Origin of the sequence: Pseudomonas sp. Fl4BN1, from assembly GCF_009908285.1 — a bacterium.
GTDB lineage: Bacteria > Pseudomonadota > Gammaproteobacteria > Pseudomonadales > Pseudomonadaceae > Aquipseudomonas.
The window spans coordinates 1-383 of the sequence record NZ_JAAARM010000152.1 but is presented as its reverse complement, the minus strand read 5'-3'; the positions used below and the strand labels follow the sequence as shown (position 1 = coordinate 383).

The following is a 383-nucleotide window of genomic DNA, read 5'->3' as shown; positions in this document are numbered from 1 at the left end:
ATTCAGACCAATGCAACGACAAGAATTCCGTTCACACGTAGCGAAGAAAACTGCAGGGAACCGGAAAGCTCTTCTTCCGCACCTCCTGACGTTCCGGGTGCTCCGCTCAAGAGCTTCAGCGTTTCTGTAAACACCAAGCTCAACAAGTGCATCAACATAGCAACTGAAACGGTTACTACAGAACCAGCTGGCGACATCTGCTTCGAATCAACCGCTACAGGCAGTGTTAACTTGTCCAGCACGACTGGCCTCAAGTTTACCGTCTATGACAACAAGAACGACAACGATCGTAAGAACGATTACGGCAAGAACTATTTGCCGGAAAAGAGAAAGAATGATGATGGCACGCCACATCAGCCAACAACGGATGACTTCCTCTATGT

Annotated in this window: 1 protein-coding gene; it reads left to right on the top strand. The window is 48.3% G+C overall.

Annotated features, from left to right (window positions below; genetic code table 11):
- Window positions 1-383: hypothetical protein (locus GV818_RS34000; protein ID WP_218586337.1), on the top strand; the 383-nt coding region annotated here is incomplete at both ends.